This is a genomic window from Burkholderia reimsis, assembly GCF_003294055.1.
GTDB classification, from domain to species: domain Bacteria; phylum Pseudomonadota; class Gammaproteobacteria; order Burkholderiales; family Burkholderiaceae; genus Burkholderia; species Burkholderia cepacia.
The window spans coordinates 113,422-135,995 of sequence record NZ_QMFZ01000019.1 but is presented as its reverse complement, the minus strand read 5'-3'; the positions used below and the strand labels follow the sequence as shown (position 1 = coordinate 135,995).

Sequence of the window (22,574 nt, the reverse complement as noted above, 5' to 3'; positions counted from 1 at the left end):
CAATTGAGCGAGTACGAAAACGCCCGGAACGCCCGCGCAGGACGCCCCTGTCGGCTCCATGTATCATTTGCGGTTGAGATCAGCACGACGAACGAGGCTGCCCGGCATGGCGCGGCGTCGCGCGCGCCGCGCTGACCGCCTTGTTCGCCATGGAAATCCGGACCCAGTGAAACTCTCGTTCACCAAGATGCACGGCGCGGGCAACGACTTCGTCGTGCTCGACGGCTATTCGCGCGCATTGCCGCCGCTCACCGAAGCGCAGGTGCGCGCGCTCGCCAACCGCCACTTCGGCATCGGCGCCGATCAGTTGCTGCTCGTCGAAAAACCGACCGTCGACGGCGTCGATTTCAAATACCGGATCTTCAATTGCGACGGCGGCGAGGTCGAACACTGCGGCAACGGCGCGCGCTGCTTCGTGAAGTTCGTCAGCGACCGCGGCCTGACCGACAAGCGCAGCGTGCGCGTGCAGGTGATGAAGGGCCTGATCACGCTGACGATGCAGGACAACGGCGAAGTCGTCGTCGACATGGGTGCGCCCGTGTTCGCGCCGGCGCAGGTGCCATTCGATGCGGCGGGCCTCGACGGCCGCACCGAGGGCCGCGACACGTTGTGGCCGCTCGACGTCGGCGGCGCGACGCGCTGGATCTCGACGGTGTCGATGGGCAACCCGCACGCGGTGCAGATCGTCGACGACGCCGAAGCGTATCCGGTGCTCGAGGAAGGCCCGCTGATCGAGCACCACGCGCGCTTCCCGGAGCGCGTGAACGCCGGCTTCATGCAGATCGTGTCGCGCAGCGAAGTGCGGCTGCGCGTGTACGAACGCGCGGCGGGCGAGACGCTCGCGTGCGGCACCGGCGCGTGCGCGGCGGTCGCGGCCGGCATCCGGCGCGGCCTGCTCGATTCGCCCGTGACCGTGCACACGCACGGCGGCACGCTGACGATCAGCTGGGACGGCGCACGCGACGAAGCTGCCGCGCTGATGATGGCCGGGCCCGCCACGACCGTGTTCGAAGGCGAGATCGACCTGCCCGCCTGACCCTGCAACGTCCTTGATAACTGAACGCTCCAGCCACATGAACGATCGCGAAGTCGCCGACTACCTGCTCGCCAATCCCGAATTCTTCGCGCAGCACGCCGAACTGCTCGCGACGATCCGCCTCGCGAACCCGCACGGCAAGGCCGCGATCTCGCTGCAGGAGCGGCAGATGGAGATGTTGCGCGACAAGAACAAGCATCTCGAGCGCCGGCTCGCCGAACTCGTGCGCTACGGCCACGAGAACGACAGCCTGTCCGCGAAGTTCAGCCGCTGGACCGCCCGCGTGATCGCGGAACGCGATCCGTACGCGCTGCCGCGCACGATCGCCGACGGCATCGCCGACGTATTCGACGTGCCGCAGACGGCACTGCGCGTGTGGGACGTCGCCGACACCTATTCGCAGGCCGACTTCGCGCGCCAGGTCGGCGAGGAAGTGCGCCTGTTCACGAACGGCCTGTCGACGCCGTACTGCGGTGCGAACACGGGCTTCGAGGCCGCGCAGTGGCTCGCGCCCGCGGTCGCCGCCCCGGCCGCGAATGCGGCGGAAGGCGCGGAAGCCGCGCCGTCGGCCGGCGACGGCTCGGCCGCATCGGTCGCGCTGCTCGCGCTGCGCGCGCCGCTCGCCGGCACCGATGCGCCCGCGTTCGGCCTGCTCGTACTGGGTTCGCCCGACCCGCGCCGCTTCCACGACGGGATGGCCACCGACTTCCTCGCGCAGATCGCAACGCTCGCGAGCGCCGCGCTCACGCGCCTGCTGCCGCACTGAGCCTGCCGCACGCGATGACAGACGATCCGGTCGCCGCCTACCTGTCGAACCTGAAGCACGTCAGGCAGCTGTCGGAGCACACGCTGCGCGCCTACACGCACGAACTCGACGAACTGAAGAAGCTTGCGGCCGGCCGGCCGCTCGAAGTGCTGACGGCCGCCGACATGCGCGGCGCGGTCGCGCGCGCACATTCGGGCGGGCTGTCCGCACGGTCGATCTCGCATCGGCTGTCCGCGTGGCGCGCGTTCTACCGCTGGCTCGCGCAGCGCATCGACATGCCCGCGAACCCGGTCGCCGCGGTGCGCGCGCCGAAACGCCCGAAGACCTTGCCGAAGGCGCTGTCGGTCGACGACGCATCGGCCCTGATGGACGCACCGCTCGCCGGCACGACCGAAGGCATCCGCGATCACGCGATCCTCGAGCTGTTCTATTCGTCAGGGCTGCGCCTCGCGGAGCTGATCGGGCTCGACGTCATGTACACGCAGGCCGACGGCTACCGCTCGGCCGGCTGGCTCGATCTCGCCGAAGCCGAAGTCACCGTGCGCGGCAAGGGCAACAAGGAGCGCAAGGTGCCGGTCGGCCGCAAGGCAATCGACGCGCTGAACGCGTGGCTCGCGGTGCGCGGCGAATTCGTGAAGCACGATCCGCATCCGCTGTTCGTGTCCGTGCGGGGCAACCGGATGTCACCGGGCGTCGTGCGCGAGCGCGTGAAGCGCGCGGCGCTCGCCGCGGGCATCCCCGCCAACGTCCATCCGCACGTGCTGCGCCACTCGTTCGCGACGCACGTGCTGCAGTCGAGCGGCGACCTGCGCGCGGTGCAGGAACTGCTCGGCCATGCGAGCGTGTCCGCCACGCAGGTCTATACGTCGCTCGACTTCCAGCATCTCGCGAAGATTTACGACAGCGCGCATCCGCGCGCGAAGAAGCGCGACTGACGCGCGCCCCGTGTTACCCGCCGCGCGCGGCGACCGGCCACGGTCGGCTTCGCGCGCGGCCCATTTCGATCTCATCATGCAAACCGTCACCCTCAAGCCGTCCAAGGACAAATCGCTGCTGCGCCGCCATCCGTGGATCTACGCCAATGCGATCGACCGCGTCGACGGCAAGCCCGCGCCCGGTGCGACCGTGATCGTGCGCGCGCACGACGGCCGCTTCCTCGCGCGCGGCGCGTACAGCCCGCAGTCGCAGATCCGCGTGCGCGTATGGAGCTTCGACGAGAACGAGCCGATCGACCACGCGTTCTTCAAGCGCCGCGTGCAGCGCGCCGTTGCGCACCGCACGACGATGGTGTCGGGCACGGGCGCGGTGCGGCTCGTGTTCGGCGAAGCCGACGGGCTGCCGGGGCTGATCGTCGACTACTACGTCGCGGACACCGCCGAAGCCGGCGCGGCGCCGCGCGGCCAGCTCGTCTGCCAGTTCATGGCCGCGGGCGTCGAGGCATGGAAGGACGCGATCGTGAAGGCGCTCGTCGGCGCAACCGGCTGCCCGAACGTGTACGAGCGCTCGGACGTGTCGATCCGCGACAAGGAAGGGCTCGAGCAGACGACCGGCGTGCTGGCAGGAGACGCGCCGCCCGCGACGCTGATCGCGAACGAAAACGGCGTGCGTTATCACGTCGACGTGCCGAACGGCCACAAGACGGGCTTCTACGTCGACCAGCGCGACAACCGCGCGCTGGTTGCGCAGTACGCGGCCGATCGCGACGTGCTGAACTGCTTCTGCTACACCGGCGGCTTCTCGCTCGCGGCGCTCAAGGGCGGCGCGAAGCGTGTCGTATCGATCGACTCGTCGGGCGATGCGCTCGCGCTCGCGCAGCAGAACGTCGTCGCCAACGGTTTCGACGCCGAACGCGCGACCTGGCTCGACGCCGACGCGTTCAAGACGCTGCGCCGCCTCGTCGACGAAGGTGAGCGTTTCGACCTGATCGTGCTCGATCCGCCGAAGTTCGCGCCGACCCGCGACAGCGTCGATCGCGCGGCGCGCGCGTACAAGGACATCAACCTGAGCGGCTTCAAGCTGCTGCGTCCGGGCGGCCTGCTGTTTACGTACTCGTGCTCGGGTGCGATCGACATGGACCTGTTCCAGAAGATCGTCGCGGGCGCGGCGGCCGACGCGAAGGTCGACGCGCGCATCCTGAAGCGGCTCGGCGCGGGCGTCGATCACCCGCTGCTCGCGGCATTCCCGGAAGGCGAATATCTGAAGGGCCTGCTGTTGCAAATCGTCTGATCGCCCCGATCTACGCGCGTAACCTTCCGCCGGCCGCGGCCTCGCGCCCGGCGGATTCGCGTTCCCGCCTGTCGTTCGGACGACGGGCGGGGGCTTGACAGGTATGTTTCAATGGATGGTTGTGCGCCCCGGCTGGTAGCGCGAGCGGGCGCAACGCACATCCTGGTTTTGACCCCGATTCACGAACCACAGGCGATTGACATGGCCACTCCCGTCACCATCCTCACCGGCTTCCTCGGCAGCGGCAAGACGACGCTGCTCAAGCGCATCCTGAACGAACAGCACGGCATGAAGATCGCCGTGATCGAGAACGAGTTCGGCGAAGAGAACATCGACAACGAAATCCTCGTGCAGGATTCGAACGAGCAGATCATCCAGATGAGCAACGGCTGCATCTGCTGCACGATCCGCGGCGACCTCGCCCGCGCGCTCGGCGACTTGGCCGCGAAGAAGCGCGAAGGCAAGCTCGACTTCGACCGCATCGTGATCGAAACCACCGGCCTTGCGAACCCGGGCCCCGTCGCGCAAACCTTCTTCATCGACAGCGAAATCGCCGACGACTTCCTGCTCGACGCGGTCATCACGCTGGTCGACGCGAAGCACGCGAACGCGCAGCTCGACGAGCACGAAGTCGTACAGCGCCAGGTCGGCTTCGCCGACCGGCTGTTCATCACGAAGTCGGACCTGGTCGACGACCAGACCGTGGCCGGCCTGAAGCACCGCCTGATGCACATGAACCCGAAGGCCGCGATCAAGGTCGTGAACTTCGGCGAAGCCGACATCAAGGAAATCTTCGACCTGCGCGGCTTCAACCTGAACGCGAAGCTCGAGATCGACCCCGACTTCCTCGCCGAGGACGATCACGCGCATCACCACCACGATCACGACCATGATCACGATCACGCCAATTGCGACCACGATCACGGTCAATGCGCGCACGATCACGACCACGGCCACCACCATCACCACCACGCGCACCACGACGACAAGATCAAGTCGTTCGTGTACCGCAACGACCGCCCGTTCGACCCGAACAAGCTGGAAGACTTCCTCGGCGGCATCCTGCAGATCTACGGCGAGCGGATGCTGCGCTACAAGGGCGTGCTGTACATGAAGGGCGTCGACCGCAAGGTCGTGTTCCAGGGCGTGCATCAGATGATGGGCAGCGACCTCGCCGCGAAGTGGCTGCCGATCGAGAAGAAGACGAACAAGATGGTGTTCATCGGCGTCGATCTGCCGCAGGACCTGATCACCGACGGCCTCGACGCCTGTCTCGCCTGACGCGCGCGGGCACCCGCCGCACACGCCGCCGCACGGCCGCTCCGCGGGCGGTTGCGGCGGCCGCGGAGCGCCCGTTTCGGGCAGGGTTTCGCCGTCATCGCTTTTTCGCGATTTGCGCGTTATATTTTCTAGATATTGGCGCAGCCGACGGGGATCGACCCGATACGGCGCCCGCTTGCGATTCAGTTACAATACGTGCCCGCTGGAGTACGGCAACAAACAGGCCCGGTTCTTGCTGAACCAGTTTTCCGGGCATCGCAACCGCGCCGGATCGCCAATCCGCCTCCCGGCCGCGGCCGATGCGATGTGCCGCGCAGCACACCGGTTCGCAGCGCGCGCAACTCCGCGCCAGGCCTATCCTGGTATTTGAGAACCGGTTTTCCAGAGGCTTTCGGCCCCGCGGCGGCAAATCGCAAATGATTGCAAGCGCGGTTGCGGGTAATCCCAAAGTGCAGGCAATATCTCTCGATTTGCCGCACATTGAAGAAGCAAGCAGATGACGAAGAAACTCTTGACCGAAGCCGAAATCCTGAAGATGAGCGACAAGGATTACATGAATGAGGATCAGCTCGCCTTCTTCAAAAATCGGCTCGAACAGTTGCAGGCGGACATCCTCAAGAATGCAGGCCAGACGACCGAGAACCTGCGCGAGACGGTGATCGTCCCCGATCCCGCCGATCGCGCGACGATCGAGGAAGAGCACGCGCTCGAGCTGCGCACGCGCGATCGCGAACGCAAGCTCCTCAAGAAGGTTCAGCAGTCGCTCGCCCGCATCGATTCCGGCGATTACGGCTGGTGCGAGGAAACCGGCGAGCCGATCGGCATTCCGCGGCTGCTCGCCCGTCCGACCGCCACGCTGTCGCTCGAGGCGCAGGAGCGCCGCGAGTTGCGCCAGAAGCTGTTCGGCGACTGATCGAGCGGCGTTCCGCTCAAACACGCTGCTTCCCGAAAGCGCGCGGCCTGCCGCGCGCTTTTTGTTTTTCCGGCACCGGCTCGCGGTTGGCCGGTTTTCCGATTTGCCGCCCGCCTCTTGATATCCCCGCGCCCGCCCTAAAATGAAACGGACGCGCGCCGGGCCGCTTCCCGGCGCACTGCGAGTTACGCGGCGGCGCCTCGCGCCGCCCGACTCTTCCCCGTTTTTCTCAAGGAACGCAGATGGAGCAATTTCACGGCACGACCATCGTTTCGGTCCGGCGCGGCGACAAGGTCGCGCTCGGCGGCGACGGCCAGGTAACCCTCGGCAACATCGTCATGAAGGGTGGCGCGCGGAAAGTGCGGCGGATCTACAACAACCAGGTGCTGGTCGGATTCGCGGGCGGCACCGCCGATGCGTTCTCGCTGCTCGACCGCTTCGAGGCGAAGCTCGAGAAGCACCAGGGCAACCTGACCCGCGCGGCCGTCGAGCTCGCGAAGGACTGGCGCACCGACCGGATGCTGCGCCGCCTCGAGGCGATGCTGATCACGGCCGATGCCACCACCACGCTCGTGATCACCGGCAACGGCGACGTGCTCGACCCCGAGGAAGGCATCTGCGCGATCGGTTCGGGCGGCGCGTATGCGCAGGCCGCGGCCCGCGCGCTCGCGGAGAACACCGAGCTGTCGCCGCGCGAGATCGTCGAGAAGTCGCTGAAGATTGCCGGCGACATGTGCATCTACACGAACCACAACCGCATCATCGAAACGATCGAGTAAGGACCGCACCATGAGTACCATGACCCCTGCCGAGATCGTCTCGGAACTCGACAAGCACATCATCGGACAGGCCAAGGCGAAGAAGGCCGTCGCGGTCGCGCTGCGCAACCGCTGGCGCCGCCAGCAGGTCGCCGACCCGCTGCGCCAGGAAATCACGCCGAAGAACATCCTGATGATCGGGCCGACGGGCGTCGGCAAGACCGAAATCGCACGCCGCCTCGCGAAGCTCGCCGACGCGCCGTTCATCAAGATCGAAGCGACCAAGTTCACCGAGGTCGGCTACGTCGGCCGCGACGTCGACAGCATCGTGCGCGACCTGATCGAGATCTCGGTCAAGCAGACGCGCGAATCCGAGATGCGCAAGGTGCGCAGCAAGGCCACCGACCAGGCGGAAGACCGCATCCTCGACATCCTGCTGCCGCAGCCGCGCGCAGTGGGCTTCGGCGGCAATGCCGACCACGCGAACGACGACAACAACGCGACGCGCCAGACCTTCCGCAAGCGCCTGCGCGAAGGCCAGCTCGACGACAAGGAAGTCGAGCTCGACCTCGAGCAGCCGTCGGCCGGCATGGACATCATGGCGCCGCCGGGGATGGAAGAGATGACCGAGCAGATCCGCTCGATGTTCTCGAACCTCGGCAGCGGCAAGAAGCAGCGTCGCAAGGTGAAGATCAAGGAAGCGCTGAAGCTGCTGACCGACGAGGAAGCGGCGAAGATGCTGAACGACGAGGAAGTGAAGACGAAGGCCGTGCAGAACGTCGAGCAGAACGGCATCGTGTTCCTCGACGAGATCGACAAGATCACGTCGCGCAACAACGAAGGCAGCGGCGGCGAAGTGTCGCGCCAGGGCGTGCAGCGCGACTTGCTGCCGCTCGTCGAAGGCACGACGGTCAACACGAAGTACGGGATGGTGAAGACCGATCACATCCTGTTCATCGCGAGCGGCGCGTTCCACCTCGCGAAGCCGAGCGACCTGATTCCCGAACTGCAGGGCCGCTTCCCGATCCGCGTCGAGCTCGACTCGCTGTCGGTGAACGATTTCGAGGCGATCCTCGTCGCCACCGATGCCAGCCTCGTCAAGCAGTACCAGGCGCTGCTCGCGACCGAAGACGTGCAGCTCGAATTCGCCGACGACGGCATCCGCCGTCTCGCGGAGATCGCGTATGCGGTCAACGAGAAGACCGAGAACATCGGTGCGCGCCGGCTGTACACGGTGATCGAGAAACTGCTCGAGGAAGTGTCGTTCTCGGCCGGCAACCATGCCGGCGAGCGCGTGACGATCGACGCGAAGTATGTCGACCGTGCGCTCGGCGAAGTCTCGCAGGACGAAGACCTGTCGCGCTACGTGCTGTAACGCGCGCGGCGTCCGACGAAAAACGGGCGGCCCCTTGCGGGGTCGCCCGTTTTTTCATGGTCAGGCGATGCGGCGCCCGTGCCTGCCCCTGGAAGGCGGCTGATGGCAAGCACGCTGGTGCGTCCCTATAATCCGAACTCCTCCGGCCAAGTACCGACGCATTCGTCACTACCTTCGAATGACCATCTACCCTTCCGTCGCCGGCCGAATCGTGCCGGCCTTGCTCGCGCTCACGCGCGCCGACATCCTGTCGCTCATGCGCCGGATCAGGCGGGATTCGCTGCGGCGCTACAACGTCGCGTTTGTACTCGCGTGGCTGGGCACGCTGGCGGGCATCGCACTCGCCAGCGTGGCGTTCAGCCTCGGCATCCAGTTCGTCGTGCGTGGCGTATCGGCAACGCCGTGGCCGCTGGCCAACGCCATCGTCATCGGCGGATGCGCGCCGCTGCTCGCCAACGTCTTCTACTCGGCGCTGCTCACGCTCCTGCTGAAACGCGAGATCGTCGCCAGCCTGTCGCGCGCCCCGGGCGCACCCGGCTGACGCGCCGGGCGCCGGTGCCCGCTTACTGCCGCACCGGCTTCTTCGCGAGCTTGCGCTGCAGCGTGCGGCGGTGCATGTTCAGCGCGCGCGCCGTCGCCGAGATGTTGTTGTTGTTCTCCGCGAGCACGCGCTGGATGTGCTCCCATTCGAGCCGGTCGACCGACAGCACGACCGGATTCTCGAGCGCCTCGTCGGCCTGCACTTCGGTCGCGTTGGTCTGCAGCGCGGCCAGGATCGACTCGACGTTCGCGGGTTTCGCGAGATAGTTGTCGGCGCCTTCCTTCACCGCCTGCACGGCGGTCGCGATGCTCGCGTAGCCGGTCAGCACCAGGATCCGCGCATCGGGCTGCAGGTCGCACAGCGGCGCGATCAGGCTCAGGCCCGAATCCTCGCCGAGATGCAGGTCGACGGTGATGAACTGGAACTTGCCGCCCGCGGCGAGCCGCAGCGCCGCCTCCTTGTCGTGCGCCTGCTGGACCGCGTAACCGCGGCGCTCGAGGCCGCGCGCGAGCGTGCCCGCGAACACCTCGTTGTCGTCGATCACCAGGAAATTGTTCTCGCTCATGTGGTTTCTCCGTCTACGTGTTGGTTGAGGCGGCCGGCGCCGCGACGCGCACCGCCGGCAGGCGCAGCACGGCCCGCGTGCCGCGCGCGGCGGATGTGCCGGCCGCGCGGCTGTCCGGCGTGCCGGTTGTCCGTTCGGACGCGCGCTGACCCGCGCGCTGTCCCGAGCCGGCCGCGGCGTGACCATTCGCCGCCCCGCCGGCCCGCCCGTTGCCGCCCGCCGCGCGCGGGACGACATCGGACAGTTCGATCTCGCCGCCGAGCCGCGCGGCCGCGCTGAACGCGAGATACAGGCCGACCCCGTGCCCGCCCTGCGTGCTGTCGACCGGCATCGCGCCGAGCGACTCGCGCAGCGCGGCCGGAATGCCGGGCCCGTCGTCGCACACCTCGAATTCGATCTCGTCGGCCGTGCCGGCGTGCGCGACCTTCGCGGCCAGCGTCACGCGCTGCGGGCTCGCGCGCGCGGCGTTGTCGAGCAGGATCGTCAGGATCTGGCCGGCCGCGACCGTATCGTCGAGCGCGACGCCCGCCGGGCGCGCACCGAGCAGTTCGAACTGCACGTGCGGATGCCGCAGGCGCCAGTGCTCGACGAACGTGTCGAGCCAGTCGTCCACCGGCTGGCGGCTCGCGGGTGCGCTCGCGCGGCTGCGCAGGCGCGCGAGCGCCGACGTGCAGAGCGTCATCTGCTCCTCGAGCACCTTCAGGTCGGCTTCGTAGCGGGCCAGCCCCGGATCGGCGCGCGCCGCGTCGCGCAGTTCCTCGGCGAGCATCGCGATCGTCGACAGCGGCGTACCCATCTCGTGCGCGACGGTGGCGGCCTGCACGCCGAGCGCGACCGCCCGCTCGTCGCGCAGCAGGTGCGCCTGCGCTTCGCCGAGCGCCGCGTCGCGCTGGCGCAGCGCATTCGACATGCGCGCGACGAACCACGCGATCAGCCCGACGCTGACCATGAAGTTCGCCCACATCCCGGTACGGTAGTAGTCGAACAGGTTGGCCGGGTTATCCATGTTGAGCGGCACCGAGTCGAAGCCGAGCGCCGCGTAGCACGCGACCGCGAACGCCGCGAGCCAGATCATCAGGTGCCACGGCAGCACGGCCGCCGCGATCGCGAGCGACGGCAGGTACAGCGACACGAACGGGTTGGTCGTGCCGCCCGACAGGAACAGCAGCGCGGACAGCGCGCCGAGGTCGACCCACAGCTGGCCGAGCAGCTCGAAATTGGTCTCGGGCCGCGCGCGCAACACGCGCACCCAGGTCAGCGCGTTGAAAACGATTTCGAGCGCGATGACCATCAGCATCGCCGGCAACGGCAGATGCACGCCGAAATAGGTCTGCACGACGCCGATCGTCACGAGCTGGCCGATGATCGCGAGATTGCGGAGCCAGAACAGGTGACTGAGGTTGACGCGCCCGGTGGTGGTGATTCGTTGCATCCGGGCAGTTTACCCGTTTAGCGGGCAGCGCCTCTAGCGGGGCCGGATCGGAACCTGATGAACGGGATGCGCTGCGTGCACGGCCGGTGCCGTCAGCCGGCCGCGCCGGCCATCCGCTGCGCGATCTCGTCGGCCAGGCATTCGGGGCACCGGCAGCGCGCGCCGGTTGCCGGCGGCGTACCGCCGGGCAAGACCGGCATCGACGCGCACCAGCATTCGAACGGCTGCGAGCGGGCGCCACAGTCGAAGCTGCGCCCGCAGTGCGGGCAGCGCGCGCGGCGCGGGGCGGAACGGGCGTCGGCGGCGGGATCGGTCATGGCGGAAGCGCGGAAGCGGGCGTGAAACCGCCCTACGCGACAAGCATAGCGCGGCGAACGGATTTTGCACGCCGTCCATCGGGCCGATGACCGTCGTCAACGCTCGCGAGCCGCCTCGGCGCCGCTACCTGCGCACCGTTGCGCACACCCCCGCCCGAATGGCCGCCCGCATCGTGCCGCGCCATAGCCGGCGGGCCGCCGCGCGTGGTACCCGAGCCGCGCCGCGCGGGTTCCGGCCCGTCCAAAAACCCGATGCTGCGCTGCGCCACTCCTGTACAATTCGCCGTGTTTCAACCGTTCCCAGCCAGAGCCGCCGCCATGTCCGAGCCCATCGACCTCTCGCAGATCGCCCCCACGCTGAAAGCAGAAATCCTCGCCGAGGCGCTGCCGTATATCCGCCGTTACCACGGGAAAACCGTGGTCATCAAATACGGCGGCAACGCGATGACGGAAGAGCGGCTCAAGCAAGGTTTCGCGCGCGACGTGATCCTGCTGAAACTGGTCGGCATCAACCCGGTGATCGTCCACGGCGGCGGTCCGCAGATCGATCACGCGCTGAAGAAGATCGGCAAGGCCGGCACCTTCATCCAGGGCATGCGCGTCACCGACGAAGAGACGATGGAAGTCGTCGAATGGGTGCTGGGCGGCGAAGTGCAGCAGGACATCGTGATGCTGATCAACCACTTCGGCGGCCACGCGGTGGGCCTGACGGGCAAGGACGGCGGCCTGATCCACGCACGCAAGCTGCTGATGCCGGATCGCGACAACCCGGGCCAGTACATCGACATCGGCCAGGTCGGCGAAGTCGAGGCGATCAACCCGGCGGTCGTGAAGGCGCTGCAGGACGACGCGTTCATCCCGGTGATCTCGCCGATCGGCTTCGGCGAGGACGGCCTCTCGTACAACATCAATGCCGACCTCGTCGCGGGCAAGCTCGCGACGGTGCTGAACGCCGAGAAGCTGCTGATGATGACCAACATCCCGGGCGTGATGGACAAGGACGGCAACCTGCTGACCGACCTGTCCGCGCGCGAGATCGACGCGCTGTTCGAGGACGGCACGATCTCGGGCGGCATGCTGCCGAAGATCTCGTCGGCGCTCGACGCGGCAAAGAGCGGCGTGAAGTCGGTGCACATCGTCGACGGCCGGATCGAACATTCGGTGCTGCTGGAAATTCTGACCGAGCAGCCGTTCGGCACGATGATCCGCTCGCATTGAGCGCGCGCCGCAAACCATCCAGCCCCGACCTGCCGGCGTCGCTGCGACGCCGGCGCATCTCCCGCAGCCGGCCGCACGCCGGCTCGCCCGTCTGGCTGTTCGATCTCGACAACACGCTGCACCACGCATCGCACGCGATCTTTCCGGAGATCAACCGCGCGATGACGCAGTACATCATCGACGCGCTGCAGGTCGAGCGCACCGAAGCCGACCGCCTGCGCACCGGCTACACGCAGCGCTACGGCGCCGCGCTTCTCGGCCTCGCGCGCCATCACCCGATCGATCCGCACGACTTCCTGCGCGTGGTCCACACGTTCGCCGATCTTCCCGCGATGGTGCGCGCCGAGCGCGGCCTCGCGCACATCATCGCCGCGCTGCCGGGCCGCAAGTTCGTGCTGACCAATGCGCCCGAGAACTATGCGCGCGCGGTGCTGCGCGAATTACGCATCGAGCGGCTGTTCGAACGCGTGATCGCGATCGAGCACATGCGCGACCGCCGCACGTGGCGCGCGAAGCCCGATCACACGATGCTGCGCCGGACGCTGCGCACCGTGCATGCCCGTGCGTCCGACGCGATCCTCGTCGAGGATACGCTCGGCCACCTGAAGCGCTACAAGCGCCTCGGCATCGGCACGGTGTGGATCACCGGCCATCTGCCCGGCCACCTGCCAGGCACCGGACGCCCACTTTATGTCGACCAGCGCATTCGTTCGCTAAAATCGCTGCGACTGGGCACACGATCGGGGCGACAGAAATGCAGCCGACTCACCCGCAGGACCAAGCCGTAACGGACGATCAGGCATCACCCACCCGCACCCGTACACGTCCGAAACCGGGCGAGCGTCGCGTGCACATCCTGCAGACGCTTGCGACGATGCTCGAGGCGCCGAAGCGCGAGAAGATCACGACGGCCTCGCTGGCGGCCCGGCTCGACGTGTCGGAAGCCGCGCTGTACCGCCATTTCCCCAGCAAGGCGAAGATGTACGAAGGGCTGATCGAGTTCATCGAGCAGTCGCTGTTCGGCCTCGTCAACCAGATCGTCGAGAAGGAGCCGAACGGCGTGCTGCAGGCCCGCACGATCGCGCTGACGATGCTCAGTTTCGCCGCGAAGAACCCCGGCATGACGCGCGTGCTGACGGGCGAAGCGCTGGTCGGCGAGGACGAACGGCTCACCGAACGCGTGAACCAGCTGCTCGACCGCATCGAAGCAACCGTCAAGCAGTGCCTGCGGGTCGCACGCACGGAGGCGAATGCGCCCGACGGCGCGGCGCCGTTCGCGCTGCCGGCCGACTACGACCCGGCCGCTCGGGCGAGCCTGCTCGTCAGCTATGTGATCGGCCGGTGGCACCGCTTCGCGAAAGGCGGGTTCCAGAAGCCGCCCGGCGAGCAGGCCGACGCGCATTTGCGGTTGATCCTGCAGTGACCGGCGCCGGACGCGCGCGTCCGGCGCGCTCGCGATGCGGCCGACGCTGCGTCGCAATTCGAACTCGTCCAATATCGCATTTCACCTGATCGGGTTAATTTTCTCCTGTTTCCAATACAACGGGAGTGATCCGGTGAATCGCGAGTTTCCGCATTGTCAGACGTCCTCCGGCCGACAGCGCGCCGCGGCCGCGCCGCGCGCGCCGCTGCTTGCGCGTGCCGCACTGCTTGCCGGCGCGATCATCCCGTGGCCGTCATCGGCCCAGGTCACCGACGGCGGCGCACAACGCGCCGACGGCGTCACGCTGGAAACCGCTCCCGGCGACTATTCGACGAGCAACTTCGCCAGCCCGGTGTTTTCCGCAGTCAACGGCGGCGTGCTGACCACCACCGGCAAGACGCGGCTGTTCGCGACCGGCACCTATTCATCGGGGGCTTCCGCTTTCGGCGACGGGTCGCGCATCGCGCTGCGCGACACCGAAATCCGCACCCGCGGGTTCATCGGGACGGGCATCGACGTTCGCGCAGGCAGCAGCGCGACAGCCGAAAACATCTCGATCGACACCGACGGAAGAAGCGCCCACGGCGTCTATGTCGACGTCAGCGGCAGCCGCGTCGACGTCACCGGCAGCGCGATCGTCACGCGCGGCCGCGAAGCGCACGGCATCGCGGTGAACAATGCACCCGGTGCGATCGTGAACGCCACCGATACGATCGTCCGCACCAGCGGCGACTTCGCATACGGCACGTTCGTCAGCTACGGCGACATCCATGCAACGCTTGCTCGCACCGACATCCGGACGAGCGGAGACTACGCGTCCGGGCTGTTCATGCCCGGCGCGTCCTCGGTCACGTTCAGCGACGCGCGCGTGGCCACCGACGGCGACCAGGCGCTCGGCATCGACACGCGCAGCGGCCGTGTCGAACTCGCGCGCACGCACGTGCACACGCAAGGCATCAACGCGCACGGGCTGTATGCCTCGCAGGAAGGCAGCGAGACGCCGGTCGTGCTTGCAACGGACACCGACGTGACGACAGCCGGCGACCGTTCGGTCGGTGCCGTCGCGCGGCTCGGCGGCAAGGTCGCCATGACGCGCGGCGGGATCGCGACGGGCGGCGAACGCGCGTATGGCGTGCTCGCCAGCGGCGCCGGCTCGGTCGCGTCGCTCACGGACGCCACGGTGACGACGAGCGGCGTGGACGGCACCGCGCTGCGGGCAAGCGCCGGCGGCACGATCGGCCTGTCACGCACCGACGTGCGCACGATCGGCGACGGCGCGTGGGCCGCCGGCATTCACGGCGGCACGCTGACCGTCGATGGCGGCTCGCTCGTCAGCGATCGGCACGGCGCGATCGACGTTTCGGACGCACACGTCTCGCTGCAAAACGGCGCGCGCGTCGCCGGCGGCAACGGCACGCTGCTGTTCGTCGACGCACGCTCGGGTGCGCCGGTGCGGCTGACGCTCGATACGGACGCGCAGGCCGCCGGCGACATCGTGAACCGACCGGCGGACAACGGCGCCCCGCCGTCGCCCGCCGTGACCGATGTCGCGCTGTCCCATGGCGCCGCGTGGACGGGCGCGACCGACGCGGTACGCGCGCTGTCGCTCGACACGAACAGCCGGTGGACCGTCACCGCGGATTCGTCGGTCGGCTCCGTCGCGCTGAACGGCTCGACCATCGCATTCGCGCCTTCCGATGCGGGCGCGCCGCGCACGCTCGTCGTCTCGGGCGACTATGCGGCGCGCGGCGGCAGGCTCGTCGTCAACACGACGCTGAACGACGACGCATCGCCGTCCGACCGGATCGTGATCGACGGCGGGCACGCGTCCGGCCATACCGGCATCATCGTCCGGCGTGCCGGCGGCAACGGCGCGCAGACCACCGTCGGCATCCCGATCGTCGAGACCCGCAACGGCGGCACGACGGACCCCGCCGCATTCACGCTCGACAGCGGATCGGACGGTTATCGCCGCAGCTTCGGCACGGTGTCCGCCGGCGGCTACGACTACATGCTCGCGCGCAGCGGGAACGGCGGAAAGGAACACGACTGGTATCTCGTTTCCGCCGCACGGCCCGAGCCGCCGATGCCGCCTGGCCCGGTCGATCCCGAGCCGCCTGTCCAACCCGAAATTCAGCCGCCGCCTCCGCGCGCCGTCGCACCCGAGCCCGACGCGTATCTGGCCAACGCCAACGCCGCTGCGACGATGGCGATCCACACGCTGCATCAACGGGAAGATCGCACGCTGCGCACCGGCGATACCGCATCACGCCCGCTCGATGGCGTTGTCTGGCTGCGCGCAGAGGGGCAGATCACATCGATATCGGGCGGTAACCGCAGCGTGTCCGGAAACGGCCGCCTGATTCACGCGGGCGCCGACCTGTTCCGTTTCGACGACGGTCGCGGCGGCCACTTCCGGGTCGGCGCGATGGGCATGTACGGCAGCCAGACGAGCTGGTCGACTCGCCCGCTGTGGAATGCCATCGAGCAGCGCGTCGCCGATGCCACCGCGCGCGGCAGCGTGTCCGGTTACAACATCGGCCTGTACGGCACCTGGTACGGCAACCGCGACATCCTGACCGGCCCGTACGTCGATGCATGGGCGCTGGTCGGCGCCTATGCGAACAGCGTCGGCGGCAGTCTCGCGGCCGACTCGTACCGATCGCGCACCGTGACGGGTTCGCTGGAAGGCGGTTATTCGTTCCGTTTCTACGAGCGCGGCGACACGCGTTTCCATGTCGAGCCCGAAGCGCAGCTCGTCGTGTCGGACTATCGCGCGGACGCCCATCGCGTTGTCGGCGGCCGTCTCGACGGGCAGAGCTCGACCGACGTGCTGACCCGCGTCGGCGTACGCGTGCATGGCGTGACGATCACGCCGTCCGGACGTGAACTTCGGCCGTTCATCGACGCGAACTGGTGGCACGGCCCCGGGTCGCGCACGCTCACGCTCGACGGCAATGCGTTCTCGTTCGACGTGCCGCGCGATCGGGCGGCATTCCGGATCGGCGCGACCGGGCAGTGGTCGAAACGCTTCGCGGTATCGGCCGGCCTCGGGCTGGAGTCGAACCTGTCCGACTATGCGGTCGTCAAGGGGGAGCTGGCGGCGAAGTACCGGTGGTGACACCATGCGCCGGCGGCGTGCCGCGGCCGCCCCGACATCCGCTTGCCGCAAATTCCGCTATACTTTGCCGACTGTCGCCCTACGGGCGGCAGGTCGGAAGCGCGCCGATTTGCTGACTCGATTGCGGGCGCGCGAACCGGCCGGAACGTTGATGCGTCTTCGTCCCGGCGGTTCACTACAAATGCGGCTAAAGAGGTCGTCAGCCGCGCACCTTCGACTCCGCGCCCCGCCGACACCATTTAGCCGCCCAGTCATAAGGCATAAGGCGGAACGAATGGAATCGATCGGCATCGTCGCTCCACAGACCATGCACTTCGCCGAACCGCTGCGCTTGCAAAGCGGCAGCGCGCTCGGCAACTATCAGCTCGTCGTCGAGACGTACGGCGAGCTCAACGCCGCGCGCTCGAACGCGGTGCTCGTCTGCCACGCGCTCAACGCGTCGCATCACGTCGCCGGCGTCTACGCGGACGATCCGCGCAGCACCGGCTGGTGGGACAACATGGTCGGCCCCGGCAAGCCGCTCGACACCAACCGCTTCTTCGTGATCGGCGTGAACAACCTCGGCTCGTGCTTCGGCTCGACCGGCCCGATGAGCATCGATCCGTCGACCGGCAAGCCGTACGGCGCCAAATTCCCGGTGGTCACCGTCGAGGACTGGGTGCACGCGCAGGCGCGCGTCGCCGACGCGTTCGGCATCGAGCGCTTCGCCGCGGTGATGGGCGGCAGCCTCGGCGGCATGCAGGCACTCGCGTGGAGCCTGATGTATCCGGAGCGCGTCGCGCACTGCATCGACATCGCGTCGACGCCGAAGCTGTCCGCGCAGAACATCGCGTTCAACGAGGTCGCGCGCTCGGCGATCCTGTCCGATCCCGACTTCCACGGCGGCGACTACTACGCGCACGGCGTGAAGCCGAAGCGCGGCCTGCGCGTCGCGCGGATGATCGGCCACATCACGTACCTGTCCGACGACGACATGGCCGAGAAATTCGGCCGGGCGCTGCGCCGCGCGGACGGCGCGCTCGATGCGTACAACTTCAGCTTCGACGTCGAGTTCGAGGTCGAGTCGTACCTGCGCTACCAGGGCGACAAGTTCGCCGACTACTTCGACGCGAACACTTACCTGCTGATCACGCGCGCGCTCGACTACTTCGACCCGGCGAAGGCGTTCGACGGCAACCTGACGGCCGCGCTCGCGCACACGCAGGCGAAATACCTGATCGCGAGCTTCTCGACCGACTGGCGCTTCGCGCCGGCGCGTTCGCGCGAGATCGTGAAGGCGCTGCTCGACAACAAGCGCACGGTCAGCTACGCGGAAATCGACGCGCCGCACGGCCACGACGCGTTCCTGCTCGACGACGCGCGCTATCACAACCTGCTCCGCGCGTACTACGAACGAATCGCCATCGAGGTGGGTGTATGAACCAGCAAGCGCTGAATTCCCTGTCCGCGCGCGCGGACTTCCGCACGATCGCCCGCTGGGTCGAGCCGCGCTCGACCGTGCTCGACCTCGGCTGCGGCGACGGCTCGCTGCTCGCGCTGCTGATGGAGGAACTGGACGTCACCGGTTACGGCATCGAACTGAACGACGCGGGCGTGCTCGCGAGCGCGAAGAACGGCATCAACGTGATCCAGCAGAATCTCGAGGACGGCCTGCGCCTGTTCGAGGACCACAGCTTCGACATCGCGATCCTGTCGCAAACCCTGCAGACGATCCACCAGACCGCCGCGATCCTGCGCGAAACGGCGCGCGTCGGCCGCGAGTGCATCGTGTCGTTCCCGAACTTCGGCTACTGGTCGCACCGGCTGTCGGTGCTGCACGGCCGGATGCCCGTGTCGAAATCGCTGCCCTACCAGTGGCACAACACGCCGAACGTCCGGGTGCTGACGATCAAGGATTTCGAGGCGCTCGCGCCGGAAGTCGGCGTCACGATCCTCGACCGCGTCGTGCTGCACGAAGGCCAGCCGATTCGATGGGGAGCGAACTGGCGTGGTAGTCTTGCTGTCTACCGCGTCAAGCGCAGCTGAGCCGGGGGGCCGTTGACGGAAGATCCGGCCCGCACGAGCGTGCGGCCGCCCCTCTCGCGTCGCTCGCACCGCCGCCTGCGCTGCCGCCGCCATCAGTCAACGCTACCCAGTTTCTGTCCATGTCGAAAACGCCACACGAGGCGCCCGCACTCACCGCTCACGAGGATCACCCCGGCTGGCGAGCCTATCTGAACACGCACATGCTGATCTGCGTGTTCCTGGGCTTCACGTCGGGCCTGCCCCTGTTCACGCTCGTCTATCTCGTGCAGGCATGGCTGCGCTCGGAAGGCGTGAACCTGAAGGAAATCGGCCTGTTCGCGCTGATCCAGTTCCCGTATACGTGGAAGTTCCTGTGGGCGCCGCTGATGGACCGCTACATCCCGCGCCTGCCCGGCTGGCGGCCGGGCCGCCGGCGCGGCTGGATGCTGCTCACGCAGGTGCTGGTCGCGGGCGCGATCGCCGCGCTCGGCTTCGTGTCGCCGCGCGATTCGATCTGGACGGTCGCCGCGCTCACCACGCTCGTCGCGTTCTTCGGCGCGAGTTCCGACATCGTGATCGACGCTTACCGCCGCGAGCTGCTGCGCGATACCGAGCAGGGCCTCGGCAACGCGGTGCACGTGAACGCGTACAAGCTCGCCGCGCTGATCCCCGGTTCGCTCGCGCTGATCCTGTCCGATCACATGCCGTGGGACGCCGTGTTCGCGCTCACCGGCGCGTTCATGCTGCCGGGCATCCTGATGACGCTGCTCGTGCGCGAGCCCGAAGTGGTCGGCGCACCGCCGCGCAACCTGCGCGACGCGATCGTGCTGCCGTTCCGCGAATTCATCCAGCGCGACGGCTGGGCCGGCGCGCTGCTCGTCATCGCGTTCATCTTCCTGTTCAAGATCGGCGACACGATGGCCACCACGCTGTCGACGTCGTTCTTCCTCGACATCGGCTTCTCGCGCACCGAGATCGGCATCGTCGCGAAAACCACCGCGCTCGTCGCGAGCGTCGCCGGCGGCATCATCGGCGGCGTCTGGCTCGTGAAGATCGGCATCGGCCGCGGGCTGTGGGTCTTCGGCGCGCTGCAGATGGTGTCGACGCTCGGCTTCGCGTGGCTTGCGCAGGTCGGCCCCGGCTCGCCGGTGCTGGCGGCGCTCTACGACTTCACGGTCGCGGCCAGCCATGCGCTCGCGTCGTTCCTGTCGATCTTCGGCTTCGAGGTCACGCCGCATCTGAGCCCGATGACCGTCGCGCTCGCGCTCGTCTACGGCTTCGAAACCTTCACGACCGGCCTGACGATGGCCGCGTTCGTCGCGTACATCGCGAGCACGACCGACCCGCGCTACACGGCCACGCAGTTCGCGCTGTTCACGAGCCTCGCGTCGGTACCGCGCACGCTCGCGTCGGCCGCGAGCGGCTTCATCGTCGCGAAGATCGGCTGGTTCGACTACTTCATCGTGTGCACCGCGCTCGCGATTCCCGGCATGCTGCTGCTGTTCAGGATCGCGCCGTGGAACGGCGCCGCACGCAACGGCGAGGCCAGCCGTGCGCAGTAACCGCCTGCACCGCCTCGCGCGCGTTGCGGCTTCGTGGAGCGTCGGTGCCGCGGCGCTCGCCGCCGGGTTCGCCGCCCATGCGTCCGACACGGGCGCGACCGCTGCAACCGCCGCGGGCTCCGCGCCGGCCGCCGCACCGGCTTCACCGCCTGCAACGTCGACTTCCGCCGCCCCCGCCCAGCCGGCCACCGCCGAACCCGCGCAGCCGACCGGCGGCGCCGCGTCGACGAAGGCTTATACGCCGACACCGCAGCAGGTCCGCTACGGCAATGCGATCGCATTCCGCACACTGATCCCGTCGCCGCTGCTCGAGCAGCTCACCGCGAGCGAATACGCGCAGATCGTGCAGGCGGCCGCCGACAGCAACCGCCTGCTGCCGGCAAACCAGCCGCGCGTGAAACGCCTGCGCGCGATCGTCACGAAACTCGCGCCGTATTCGGTGAAGTGGAACGATCGCGTGAAGAACTGGGCGTGGGACGTGAACGTGATCCGCTCGCGCGACATCCGCCTGACCTGCCTGCCGGGCGGCAAGGTGCTCGTGTACGGCGGCCTGCTCGAGCGCATCCGGCTGAATGACGATGAACTCGGCGTGCTGGCCGCGCACGGCATCGCGCACGCGCTGCGCGAGCATGCGCGCAGCAACTTCAGCGCGGCATCGCAAACTTCGCTGCGCGCCGCCGCGCTGCCGCCGCTGTTCGGCGTCGGCGATCCGCTGCCGCAGGCGCTGAACCTCGGCGAGCGCCTGCAGTCGCTCCATTACGACCCGACCGACGAGACCGAAGCCGACGTGATCGGCGGCGACATCGCCGCCCGCGCGGGCTTCGATCCGCGCGCGGCGATCACGCTGTGGGACAAGCTCGCGGCCGCGACGCGCGCGAACAAGGCCACGGGTTTCATCTACACACACCCGTACAGCACCGCGCGGCGCCAGGATCTGCTGAACCGGCTGCCGGACCTGATGCCGCTGTACGCGAAGGCGATCGGCAAGCGGGTCGACTCACTGCCCGACTACGCGGGCATCAGCGCGCAGCGGCGCAAGGTCGTGCGGCGCGGCGCCACCGGATGACGCCGGACGCTACGCGTCCGTATCGGCCACGGCCGGGCGAATCCCGATTTCACGCATCCAGCGCACTTCGTCACCGGGGCTGCGGCCGAACAGCCGCTTGAACTCGCGGCTGAACTGCGACGCGCTCGCATAACCGACACGCGCGGCCGCCGTACCGGCGCCGACGCCGTCCTGCACCATCATCAGCCGCGCCTGATGCAGGCGCGCGGCCTTCACGTACTGCATCGGCGACGTCGCCGTCACGTGCTTGAAGTGCGCGTGGAACACCGCGAGGCTCATCCCGGCCTCGCGCGCCAGGGTTTCGACATCGAGGTCGGCCTTCAGCTCCGCATGGATGCGCCGCAACGCCTTCGCGATGCGGCCGAAGTGATGCTGCTGCACGAGCGCCGCGCGGATCGCGTCGCCCTGCGCGCCCGTCAACACGCGATACGCGATCTCGCGCATGATCGCGGGGCCCAGCACGCGCGTGTCGTGCGGCGAAGCCAGCACTTCGAGCAGCCGCACGACCGCATCGGCCAGCGGCGCGTCGAGCGGCGTCGAATAGACGCCGAGCGGCTCGCTCGCGGCCGCGCCGAGCGTCTCGTCGAGCAGGAGCGCGAGCTCGGCGATCACCGCGAGATCGACGCGGATCGAGATCGCGAGAAACGGCTCGTCCATGCTCGCGAAAGTCTCGCATTCGAACGGCAGCGGCACCGACAGCACGAGATACTGCTGCGCGTCGTAGACGAACGAGCGATCGCCGAGATAACCGAGCTTGCGCCCCTGGCACACGACGATGATGTTCGGTTCGTACAGCACGGGCATGCGCGGCGCGGGACGGCTCACGCGAATCAAACGCACGCCGTCGAGCGCCGCCAGCGTGTCGCCCTCGTTCGGCGCGAGGCGCGTGTGCAGCTCGATCATGCGGCGCTGCACGCGGTCGCCCGTGTCGGCGAAAAGGGGCTCGAAGCTCATCTGCGTCATCCTGTCC

Annotated in this window: 21 protein-coding genes; 17 read left to right on the top strand and 4 right to left on the bottom strand. The window is 68.1% G+C overall.

Features of this window, described 5'->3' with window-relative positions; all coding sequences use genetic code 11:
* Positions 1 to 166 precede the first annotated feature (166 nt).
* The 9 genes from dapF to DPV79_RS22020 all read left to right on the top strand — a co-directional run bounded on the left by dapF (position 167) and on the right by DPV79_RS22020 (position 8,896).
* Positions 167 to 1,036 carry a diaminopimelate epimerase gene (dapF, locus tag DPV79_RS22065; protein WP_027788876.1) on the top strand — a complete coding sequence of 290 codons (870 nt, stop codon included), beginning with the start codon at positions 167 to 169 and terminating at the stop codon, positions 1,034 to 1,036.
* 37 nt (positions 1,037 to 1,073) lie between these two features.
* Positions 1,074 to 1,802, top strand: coding sequence for a DUF484 family protein (locus DPV79_RS22060; protein ID WP_059554751.1), 729 nt, complete (start codon positions 1,074 to 1,076; stop codon positions 1,800 to 1,802).
* A gap of 14 nt (positions 1,803 to 1,816) precedes the next feature.
* A complete protein-coding gene (gene xerC / locus DPV79_RS22055; RefSeq protein WP_042972630.1) occupies positions 1,817 to 2,737 on the top strand; it encodes a tyrosine recombinase XerC in 921 nt (306 codons plus the stop codon).
* Positions 2,738 to 2,813: 76 nt separating this feature from the next.
* Positions 2,814 to 4,028 carry a class I SAM-dependent rRNA methyltransferase gene (locus DPV79_RS22050; protein ID WP_042972632.1) on the top strand — a complete coding sequence of 405 codons (1,215 nt, stop codon included), beginning with the start codon at positions 2,814 to 2,816 and terminating at the stop codon, positions 4,026 to 4,028.
* Positions 4,029 to 4,229: 201 nt separating this feature from the next.
* Positions 4,230 to 5,309 (top strand): CobW family GTP-binding protein, encoded by a 1,080-nt coding sequence (locus DPV79_RS22045; protein WP_021156274.1) that lies wholly within the window; start codon positions 4,230 to 4,232, stop codon positions 5,307 to 5,309.
* Between the two features lie 496 nt (positions 5,310 to 5,805).
* Positions 5,806 to 6,222, top strand: a complete 417-nt coding sequence (dksA, locus tag DPV79_RS22035; protein ID WP_006477498.1) for an RNA polymerase-binding protein DksA — start codon at positions 5,806 to 5,808, stop codon at positions 6,220 to 6,222.
* A 242-nt stretch (positions 6,223 to 6,464) separates the two neighbouring features.
* Positions 6,465 to 7,001 carry an ATP-dependent protease subunit HslV gene (gene hslV, locus DPV79_RS22030; RefSeq protein WP_021156275.1) on the top strand — a complete coding sequence of 179 codons (537 nt, stop codon included), beginning with the start codon at positions 6,465 to 6,467 and terminating at the stop codon, positions 6,999 to 7,001.
* Positions 7,002 to 7,011: 10 nt separating this feature from the next.
* On the top strand, positions 7,012 to 8,355 hold the full coding sequence (hslU, locus tag DPV79_RS22025) for an ATP-dependent protease ATPase subunit HslU (RefSeq protein WP_042972634.1): 1,344 nt from the start codon (positions 7,012 to 7,014) through the stop codon (positions 8,353 to 8,355).
* Between the two features lie 211 nt (positions 8,356 to 8,566).
* Positions 8,567 to 8,896, top strand: coding sequence for a hypothetical protein (locus DPV79_RS22020; protein ID WP_226165770.1), 330 nt, complete (start codon positions 8,567 to 8,569; stop codon positions 8,894 to 8,896).
* Between the two features lie 22 nt (positions 8,897 to 8,918).
* Here DPV79_RS22020 and DPV79_RS22015 read toward each other — a convergent pair whose 3' ends face one another.
* The 3 genes from DPV79_RS22015 to DPV79_RS22005 all read right to left on the bottom strand — a co-directional run bounded on the left by DPV79_RS22015 (position 8,919) and on the right by DPV79_RS22005 (position 11,210).
* Positions 8,919 to 9,461, bottom strand: a complete 543-nt coding sequence (locus DPV79_RS22015) for a response regulator transcription factor (protein ID WP_021156278.1) — start codon at positions 9,459 to 9,461, stop codon at positions 8,919 to 8,921.
* A gap of 13 nt (positions 9,462 to 9,474) precedes the next feature.
* The gene (locus tag DPV79_RS22010; RefSeq protein WP_059586853.1) at positions 9,475 to 10,893 is read right to left on the bottom strand and encodes an ATP-binding protein; all 1,419 of its coding nucleotides are present in this window, start codon (positions 10,891 to 10,893) and stop codon (positions 9,475 to 9,477) included.
* 92 nt (positions 10,894 to 10,985) lie between these two features.
* Positions 10,986 to 11,210, bottom strand: coding sequence for a cysteine-rich CWC family protein (locus tag DPV79_RS22005; RefSeq protein ID WP_021156280.1), 225 nt, complete (start codon positions 11,208 to 11,210; stop codon positions 10,986 to 10,988).
* Positions 11,211 to 11,528: 318 nt separating this feature from the next.
* On the opposite strand from DPV79_RS22005, the gene argB reads away from it, so the two are divergent.
* From argB to DPV79_RS21955, 8 genes are all read left to right on the top strand, one after another.
* On the top strand, positions 11,529 to 12,428 hold the full coding sequence (gene argB / locus DPV79_RS21995) for an acetylglutamate kinase (protein WP_006490510.1): 900 nt from the start codon (positions 11,529 to 11,531) through the stop codon (positions 12,426 to 12,428).
* On the top strand, positions 12,425 to 13,216 hold the full coding sequence (locus tag DPV79_RS21990; protein ID WP_021156281.1) for a pyrimidine 5'-nucleotidase: 792 nt from the start codon (positions 12,425 to 12,427) through the stop codon (positions 13,214 to 13,216). The genes argB and DPV79_RS21990 overlap by 4 nt, the downstream gene beginning before the upstream one ends.
* Positions 13,183 to 13,851 carry a nucleoid occlusion factor SlmA gene (slmA, locus tag DPV79_RS21985; RefSeq protein ID WP_048244654.1) on the top strand — a complete coding sequence of 223 codons (669 nt, stop codon included), beginning with the start codon at positions 13,183 to 13,185 and terminating at the stop codon, positions 13,849 to 13,851. The genes DPV79_RS21990 and slmA overlap by 34 nt, the downstream gene beginning before the upstream one ends.
* Positions 13,852 to 13,885: 34 nt before the next feature.
* Positions 13,886 to 16,972, top strand: coding sequence for an autotransporter family protein (locus DPV79_RS21980; RefSeq protein WP_113046460.1), 3,087 nt, complete (start codon positions 13,886 to 13,888; stop codon positions 16,970 to 16,972).
* Between the two features lie 274 nt (positions 16,973 to 17,246).
* Positions 17,247 to 18,392, top strand: coding sequence for a homoserine O-succinyltransferase MetX (gene metX / locus DPV79_RS21970; RefSeq protein ID WP_059483953.1), 1,146 nt, complete (start codon positions 17,247 to 17,249; stop codon positions 18,390 to 18,392).
* The gene (metW, locus tag DPV79_RS21965) at positions 18,389 to 18,997 is read left to right on the top strand and encodes a methionine biosynthesis protein MetW (protein WP_021156285.1); all 609 of its coding nucleotides are present in this window, start codon (positions 18,389 to 18,391) and stop codon (positions 18,995 to 18,997) included. Before metX ends, metW begins: the two co-directional genes overlap by 4 nt.
* A 119-nt stretch (positions 18,998 to 19,116) precedes the next feature.
* Positions 19,117 to 20,538, top strand: a complete 1,422-nt coding sequence (locus DPV79_RS21960; protein ID WP_021156286.1) for an AmpG family muropeptide MFS transporter — start codon at positions 19,117 to 19,119, stop codon at positions 20,536 to 20,538.
* The gene (locus tag DPV79_RS21955) at positions 20,528 to 21,604 is read left to right on the top strand and encodes a M48 family metallopeptidase (protein ID WP_059649491.1); all 1,077 of its coding nucleotides are present in this window, start codon (positions 20,528 to 20,530) and stop codon (positions 21,602 to 21,604) included. Before DPV79_RS21960 ends, DPV79_RS21955 begins: the two co-directional genes overlap by 11 nt.
* 9 nt (positions 21,605 to 21,613) lie before the next feature.
* Here the strand turns inward: DPV79_RS21955 and DPV79_RS21950 are convergent, their stop codons facing one another.
* On the bottom strand, positions 21,614 to 22,558 hold the full coding sequence (locus DPV79_RS21950) for an AraC family transcriptional regulator (RefSeq protein WP_042974133.1): 945 nt from the start codon (positions 22,556 to 22,558) through the stop codon (positions 21,614 to 21,616).
* Positions 22,559 to 22,574 lie beyond the last annotated feature (16 nt).

What these genes read in the sequence shown, in the direction of transcription:
- DPV79_RS21980 (WP_113046460.1), top strand. Translation starts at nt 13,886, where the DNA reads ATGCGGCCGACGCTGCGTCGCAATTCGAACTCGTCCAATATCGCATTT.
- metX (WP_059483953.1), top strand. Translation starts at nt 17,247, where the DNA reads ATGGAATCGATCGGCATCGTCGCTCCACAGACCATGCACTTCGCCGAA.
- xerC (WP_042972630.1), top strand. Translation starts at nt 1,817, where the DNA reads ATGACAGACGATCCGGTCGCCGCCTACCTGTCGAACCTGAAGCACGTC.
- slmA (WP_048244654.1), top strand. Translation starts at nt 13,183, where the DNA reads ATGCAGCCGACTCACCCGCAGGACCAAGCCGTAACGGACGATCAGGCA.
- DPV79_RS21960 (WP_021156286.1), top strand. Translation starts at nt 19,117, where the DNA reads ATGTCGAAAACGCCACACGAGGCGCCCGCACTCACCGCTCACGAGGAT.
- dksA (WP_006477498.1), top strand. Translation starts at nt 5,806, where the DNA reads ATGACGAAGAAACTCTTGACCGAAGCCGAAATCCTGAAGATGAGCGAC.
- DPV79_RS22010 (WP_059586853.1), bottom strand. Translation starts at nt 10,893, where the DNA reads ATGCAACGAATCACCACCACCGGGCGCGTCAACCTCAGTCACCTGTTC.
- DPV79_RS22045 (WP_021156274.1), top strand. Translation starts at nt 4,230, where the DNA reads ATGGCCACTCCCGTCACCATCCTCACCGGCTTCCTCGGCAGCGGCAAG.
- DPV79_RS22060 (WP_059554751.1), top strand. Translation starts at nt 1,074, where the DNA reads ATGAACGATCGCGAAGTCGCCGACTACCTGCTCGCCAATCCCGAATTC.
- DPV79_RS21950 (WP_042974133.1), bottom strand. Translation starts at nt 22,558, where the DNA reads ATGAGCTTCGAGCCCCTTTTCGCCGACACGGGCGACCGCGTGCAGCGC.
- DPV79_RS22050 (WP_042972632.1), top strand. Translation starts at nt 2,814, where the DNA reads ATGCAAACCGTCACCCTCAAGCCGTCCAAGGACAAATCGCTGCTGCGC.
- DPV79_RS22005 (WP_021156280.1), bottom strand. Translation starts at nt 11,210, where the DNA reads ATGACCGATCCCGCCGCCGACGCCCGTTCCGCCCCGCGCCGCGCGCGC.
- metW (WP_021156285.1), top strand. Translation starts at nt 18,389, where the DNA reads ATGAACCAGCAAGCGCTGAATTCCCTGTCCGCGCGCGCGGACTTCCGC.
- hslU (WP_042972634.1), top strand. Translation starts at nt 7,012, where the DNA reads ATGAGTACCATGACCCCTGCCGAGATCGTCTCGGAACTCGACAAGCAC.
- DPV79_RS22015 (WP_021156278.1), bottom strand. Translation starts at nt 9,461, where the DNA reads ATGAGCGAGAACAATTTCCTGGTGATCGACGACAACGAGGTGTTCGCG.
- hslV (WP_021156275.1), top strand. Translation starts at nt 6,465, where the DNA reads ATGGAGCAATTTCACGGCACGACCATCGTTTCGGTCCGGCGCGGCGAC.
- argB (WP_006490510.1), top strand. Translation starts at nt 11,529, where the DNA reads ATGTCCGAGCCCATCGACCTCTCGCAGATCGCCCCCACGCTGAAAGCA.